This window comes from Flavobacterium chungangensis (genome assembly GCF_042654045.1).
GTDB lineage: Bacteria > Bacteroidota > Bacteroidia > Flavobacteriales > Flavobacteriaceae > Flavobacterium > Flavobacterium chungangensis.
On the sequence record NZ_JBHSFY010000003.1, the window covers coordinates 490,710 to 496,906 of the forward strand.

Genomic DNA, 6,197 nt, shown 5'->3' on the forward strand with positions numbered 1-6,197 from the left:
ATATATAGAAAAAATAGTCTATAATATTTTGCTCTTCCAAAGCAAGCTCCGGAGGAGCGAAATATTTATAGTTTAAATTGAACATGCAAATGAAAAGCTCCAGCGGAGCGACACATTTTTTATTTAAACGGATTACGTTCCTGCCATTCTGTTTTTGGTTCTAAATAATTGAAAAACCTTGAAATGTTATGGTTAATCAATGCATTGCTATGTGTGATTAAACCATACATTTTAACTGGTTTTGCCCCAACCGAACTTTTAATTTCAAGAGCTGTTCTGGCAAAAACAATTTCTTTGAAACCTTTCTTAATAGAATAAGCGATCATATCGTAGAGCATATTTAAATACAGCATTTTTTCGCGTTGAACACTTTCGTCATAACCTAGAAAATAAGTATCCATTACATCGCCATTTTTGATTAAAGTGTTGAAGCCGATTAGTTTTTCGTCTAAAAAATAGCCATAGAGAAGAAAGTTGTCTCCCATGATTTCTTTGAAAAAGCTGAAATGATTTCTCGCGAGAAAAAAGGTATTGAAAGGTGCATTTTTTGCAACATGAAAATACAGATCGTAAATTACATCTTCATATTGTTTAATGTCGGAAAGAGACATTTGCTGTTTTATAATTCCTTCCGATTTTTTGCGTGCCCGTTTGTACTGGTCGCGATATTTTTTTAATAAAGCATCAATATAATCTTGTTCGGTTTTCCAATTTTCATTGATTTCAAAAATCATATTCGGTTGTGTCGAAAACGTGTAGTTGTTTTTGAATTCTGCCTGAAGCGGTTCGATTTCTTTTGCTGTAAAATCTTTTATGCTCGTTATATGAACCTTTCTTCCGCTTTCTTTCAAATCTTTTTTAAGCTGATTGATAGCCTTATGAAGTGTTTTAATCGCTTTAGATTCTTTAATGTTCTTGTCAAAAATAAAAGCATTTTGTCCTGTAAGCATGTTGTTGCCAACAAATAAAACGTGTGAAGCAAAATTCTTTAATGCAAAATTACGCACCGAAGTTTTTAAGCATTTATCACGCTCTCCAAAAGATTCGAGTTTTTCTGCAAATAAGAATTGCGTTAAAGCAATTCCGATTAGTTTTTTTTCTTCAAAAAGCCCGATAAAATGGCAAGTCATATTTACTGGACAAGAATTTTCCAGTACTTCGAGATATTCTCGTGTCAAAAAAATGTTATTTGCTGCAAGCGAGTTCCATTCTAAAGGCAGTAACGATGCGCTTTTGTAAATCTGGAAAGAATATGTTGTATTCAAAAGAGTGAGCTAATTTCTTCAAAATTAGATAATATTTATAATAACTAATGGGGTTTAAGTTATTATTAAGAAAAACCCATTTGAAATAAATTTTTCAAATGGGTTTTTTATAAATGATATTAAGCAAATCCGCAGATGATTCCGCCCATAAGAGTCAGAGTAATAATCCAGTATCCGCTATGGATGAAAATATATTTCCAAGATTTTCTTTCAAACAAACCGTTGATTCCAATTAATGGAAAAGCAAAAAATAGTCCCGACATAAATCCGTGAAGTGCCCCATGTTTAAAAGTTCTGTAAGCCATTCCGTAATCGGCCATAAAAGCAGCAAATGATGGTTTTGCGCTATCAATTAATGGCGGTCCTCCAACCATACCCATTGCGCCAGACTGATGAATGGTTAGAGACATTAAAGTCATGGTAATCATTAATGAAAAAATATACGTTAGTCCGAAGATTTTAAGCATATTTCCTTTTTTTAACTCTTCTTGAGTAAGATTATTTTCTTTCATCCAGATTGTTCCGAATACTTTTGGGCTGTACCAGATAAAACCAGTTACGAGTGTGACAATTGCTGCAAGGAATAAAGCAACGAAGTTAATTTGCATAATGTGAGGTTTTTAGAATTAGTTGATCAAATGTAATCAAAAAAAATGCAGGTTCTGAAAAATAATAAAAGTAGCCTAAATCTTACTATTAAAATTTTTTTCAACAGTTTGCCGATATTTGGTGTATTATAACTGTGAATTGCATAATTTTACGCGAGTAACAAATCCCAAATCTGTTATGAAAATTTTAATTACTCTTTCTTTATTATTTGCTTTTACGCTAAACGTTTTGGCAGATACCATTTCGGATAAAGAAAAAGAAGCGCTTATAAAATTGTATCATGCAACAAATGGTTTGCAATGGAAAAACAAATGGGACTTAAGTCTGTCTGTTTCTACTTGGTACGGTGTTAAAGCCGAAAACGGAAAAGTGGTCGCGCTCAATTTGGCAGATAATAATCTGCAGGGAGAATTGCCTGAAGCTTTTTACGATCTTGTGAATTTAGAATCGCTGAATCTGGAAAAGAATAGAATTGAAGGGAGTTTGTCTTCTGCCATTTTTAATCTGAAAGAATTGGAAATGCTCAATATTGCCGATAATAAATTGTCAGGTACAATTCCGTCTTCGATTTGCCAGTTGACTAAATTGAAAGATTTAGAGCTTTTTATGAATAAGATATCTGGAGAGCTTCCGTTGGAAATTGGAAAACTAAATCAGTTAGAAATTTTAGCGGTTTGCAATAATGAATTAAACGGAAAACTGCCTGTTTCGATTTATAAAATTTCTGGTCTAAAAGTATTGCTGTTGAATAATAATAAGCTATCGGGAAATTTGACAAATGAAATTATTAATTGGAATGTATTAGAAAATTTTAGTTTATTTGACAATGAATTTTCAGGCGCAATTCCGCAAGAAATTGAAAAGCTTAACAAGCTTGAAGAATTGAATCTTTCGTACAATAAATTTACAGGCGAGGTTTCAAAAAAAACAGCATTATTAGATGCTTTGAATATGACCATGATGGACGAAAATGGAAATCCATTTTTATTAGAAATAAACCAAGAAAATAAATTACAATAATTACCCAAAATTAATCGATGCTTATGAATGAATTTTACACTCGTTAAACAAGTTGATTAAATATATTTAGTTAATTGCCAAAACCGTAATTCGTTACGGTTTTCTGGTTTCTAGAGGTTTCGTCTTTTTGAAAAAATAACATTTAATTTAGAATTGAATTCTTTATGTTTGCCTAAATTTTTATAACTTTAATATAAGTATCTGGAGAACCAAAAACCGATTAACCAACGGCATTACTAATCACTTAATAAGAAGAAATTATGACACTACAATATCAAGGAGAACAGTACGGAAAACCAACCACTTTTACAATTAGAATTATTGGTAATAACTTATCAAAAAGTAGTTCAAACTATCAGATTGATCTTTTGGTAGGAGATAAAAAACTGCCGACTTTTACAAGTGAAATTCACCAAAGTCTTTCTAATTGTTTAAAAGAAATTTACTTGTTTAGAAAACATAACGGAATCACATTCAATGAATCATCAGAAAAAATAGTTTCGCTTTATGTTGCTTATGATAAAGTTTTGTACAACTATAATAAATATGCTTTGTTTAGAGCATAGATTTTTCTCAAGAGAAAAAAAAAGACCATTTGAAAAAATGGTCTTTTTTTTATTTTAAAAAGCAGTAAGCTATTCTCGAATTATCTTTAAATAAGCGCTGTAAGGATCGTCTTTAAGAGAAGTACGCATATAGTATACGTTTTCGTCTTTTTCTTTTAAATCAAATTGAATTAAGCCTGCGTCGCAATAATAATAAAGTAAGTTCTCGTCTGCGGGAAATTCTATATTTGAAATTGGCAACGTAGTTAGTTTTTCTTCAAATGCAATTTCTCCGTTTGATAAGTCCAGTTCAAAAAGCTTCTTTTTGCGAGTGTATCCCCAAAGATTATCAACTTCCTTAACAATGTATTCTACATTGTCACCTTTAAAATCTGTTTTCCAAAGCTGAGTTCCCGTTTTAGAATCAACAGCGTATATCGAAGAAGTTTCAGAGCCTTGCGCTGCAAAATATAGTTTTTTGTCATGGCATACTATGCGCTCCTTTACGTTGTTTTGGTTTTCGTCTATTTTAAACTGCCACAAAACATCAAGACTGTTTGGCTTTAGAGCATATAACCAATTTTTATCGCCTGCTATAAAAACACTTTCGCCATCTGTAACTGGTTTTCCGGTCATGGTTTCATCAAAGCTTTTTTGGTAAAGCAATTTCCCTGTATTAGCTTCAAAACAGTACACATTTGTTCCGCTTTGGGTAAAGATCTTATTGTTGAAAAAAAGTGGCTCAATATCGTTGTTTGGAGTGTCTAATTTGTAGTTCCAAGCCAAGCTTCCATCTTTTAAATCTAAAGCGTATAAATTACTGCTCTGATTTTGATTTTGAGCCGTAATAAATAATTTTCCGTTAGCTATAATTGGAGTCTGGTCTTTTAAGACAATTTGGTCTGTAATGTTTCCTATTCTAGATTTCCAGAAAATAGTTCCTGTTCCATTATCTACAGCATAAATTTCTCCATTAATAAACGGAATATACACCACTCCATCATGAATGGTTATTTTGTTGGCGCACATCTCTGTGTGGGCATCTGAAGCTTTTACCGTCCAAACAATGCTTTCGACTTCTAAATCCCATGAAAAAAGCGAACCATCGTAATCGTAAATTAAAATTGAGGTGTCGTCTAGAGAAATCTTTTTAAGCGGTTTTAGAGATTTATTAGTAACAGCTTCTTCTGCAGGTAATTTGCTGTTGGTGTAGTTGGTTTTGCTGGCGGGAGCTTGTCCAGACATATTTGCAAAGGCGAATACAAATAAAAGGGCTATTAATTTGTGTTTCATTTTAAGATTTGGGTTGATTTTCTGATTGTGTTTGTAATCTGAAATTACTTCATTCATAACTTCTTGTTTGCTTTGTTATTGTGTTTGCTGTATTTGTGTCTTTATTAATTGCCAATTTGTAGGTTTTGTGCGCTATTAATACTGTTCTCAAATCCTCAAACATTTAAGGAAGTAAATATAAACAAAAAAAGCTCCAGATTTCTCTGAAGCTTTTGTCTTAGTAAGTAGTCCGTGGGGGAATCGAACCCCCCTTACCAGGATGAAAACCTGGCGTCCTAACCGATAGACGAACGGACCTGCTTTGCTATTGCGGGTGCAAAAGTGCAACTATTTTTGACATGTACAAAGGATTTTGAGAAAAATTTTTAATTTTTTTTTTGATTGGAAATTGTTTTAGATGGTCTTTTTTTGTGTTTTAATTGAGTTAATGTGTTTGTATTTGTTTGATTAATAATTTGTTATTTGGAGTTTGTGTGGTTGAATTTTTTGATTTTTAAGGGATGAATAATTTTTGTAAATATTGAAATATTTTATTTTTGAAAGAATAATTCTACATAAAAAAAATAAAAATTCTCGGAAACTTTTGTTTTAATTTGATGCTCTTGAAAAAAAATAATTTTGAATTTATGGGAAGCCGTAATGGTAGGGTATTTTTTTTATGTAGTATTGTAATCTTACACTGTTTATGGTGCACTTCTATCCAGAAAAGTGATATATACAATGGGATCGCAATTATATAAAGATTGTGCTCAATTTCAGTAATTGACAAGTTAATAACAAAAAATGATGAATATTAAAGAATTAAGAATAGGTAGTATTGTAGTAGATAAAAAAGATAATTCAGTTATTAGAATTTCAACTATTTCAAATGAAGGATATATTTTAGGTGATAATAGTAAAAAAGCAGTTTATAAAATCCTAATTGAAGATCTTGAACCTCTTGATTTAGACCCAAAAGTATTAGATCAAATAATAGAACAAGGAGTTTTGCTAAAAATGCCACGAAAAAAATATATATACTACTTTCCAGATAAATCAACAACATATTTTTTGGTGTTTGATAACAAAGCGCAAAATTATTTTATAGGAATGATAGATCTCAATTTGCCTGAAAAGCATCGCAGACTAACAAGACCCTTTTATGAATATCATAAGCTCCAAAATTCTTTTAACGTAATATACGATGCTGAATTAAAAAGATTAAATGTGTAAATTGGGAAAAATATATCAAGTACAATAGAATAGTGATATAGAAAAGAGATTAGTCAGTAAGTATCTCTTTGCATATTAAAACTTTGTGAAGCTGAATAAATAATTTACAAAAAAAAAGAGACTCAATGAACTGCCCCCAAAAAGTTAGACACTATTTGGGGGCATTTTTATGGAAAGAAAAGTCAAGTACAATTGTGAATTTAAACTTCGTTGTGTAGAAGAAGTTATGAAAAGGCATAACTCGGTTAAAGGC

6 protein-coding genes and 1 tRNA gene are annotated in these 6,197 nt (G+C 31.3%); 3 read left to right on the forward strand and 4 right to left on the reverse strand.

Going from position 1 to position 6,197, the window contains the following annotated elements; translation table 11 throughout:
- Window positions 1-119: 119 nt before the first annotated feature.
- Together ACFO3N_RS07330 and ACFO3N_RS07335 are read right to left on the reverse strand one after the other, a co-directional pair.
- The gene (locus tag ACFO3N_RS07330) at window positions 120-1,265 is read right to left on the reverse strand and encodes a peptidogalycan biosysnthesis protein (protein WP_379796450.1); all 1,146 of its coding nucleotides are present in this window, start codon (window positions 1,263-1,265) and stop codon (window positions 120-122) included.
- Window positions 1,266-1,384: 119 nt separating this feature from the next.
- Window positions 1,385-1,873, reverse strand: a complete 489-nt coding sequence (locus ACFO3N_RS07335) for a DUF1761 domain-containing protein (protein ID WP_379796452.1) — start codon at window positions 1,871-1,873, stop codon at window positions 1,385-1,387.
- Window positions 1,874-2,051: 178 nt separating this feature from the next.
- Between ACFO3N_RS07335 and ACFO3N_RS07340 the strand changes: the two genes are divergently transcribed.
- Window positions 2,052-2,894 (forward strand): leucine-rich repeat domain-containing protein, encoded by an 843-nt coding sequence (locus tag ACFO3N_RS07340; protein ID WP_379796454.1) that lies wholly within the window; start codon window positions 2,052-2,054, stop codon window positions 2,892-2,894.
- 260 nt (window positions 2,895-3,154) lie between these two features.
- The gene (locus ACFO3N_RS07345) at window positions 3,155-3,460 is read left to right on the forward strand and encodes a hypothetical protein (RefSeq protein ID WP_248729545.1); all 306 of its coding nucleotides are present in this window, start codon (window positions 3,155-3,157) and stop codon (window positions 3,458-3,460) included.
- 69 nt (window positions 3,461-3,529) lie between these two features.
- On the opposite strand, the gene ACFO3N_RS07350 is transcribed toward ACFO3N_RS07345, so the two are convergent.
- Both ACFO3N_RS07350 and ACFO3N_RS07355 read right to left on the reverse strand, forming a co-directional pair.
- Window positions 3,530-4,789, reverse strand: a complete 1,260-nt coding sequence (locus ACFO3N_RS07350) for an outer membrane protein assembly factor BamB family protein (protein ID WP_379796456.1) — start codon at window positions 4,787-4,789, stop codon at window positions 3,530-3,532.
- Window positions 4,790-4,957: 168 nt separating this feature from the next.
- A tRNA-Glu gene (locus tag ACFO3N_RS07355) sits at window positions 4,958-5,029 on the reverse strand.
- A 486-nt stretch (window positions 5,030-5,515) separates the two neighbouring features.
- On the opposite strand from ACFO3N_RS07355, the gene ACFO3N_RS07360 reads away from it, so the two are divergent.
- The gene (locus tag ACFO3N_RS07360) at window positions 5,516-5,944 is read left to right on the forward strand and encodes a hypothetical protein (RefSeq protein WP_379796458.1); all 429 of its coding nucleotides are present in this window, start codon (window positions 5,516-5,518) and stop codon (window positions 5,942-5,944) included.
- The last annotated feature ends 253 nt before the right edge of the window (window positions 5,945-6,197 follow it).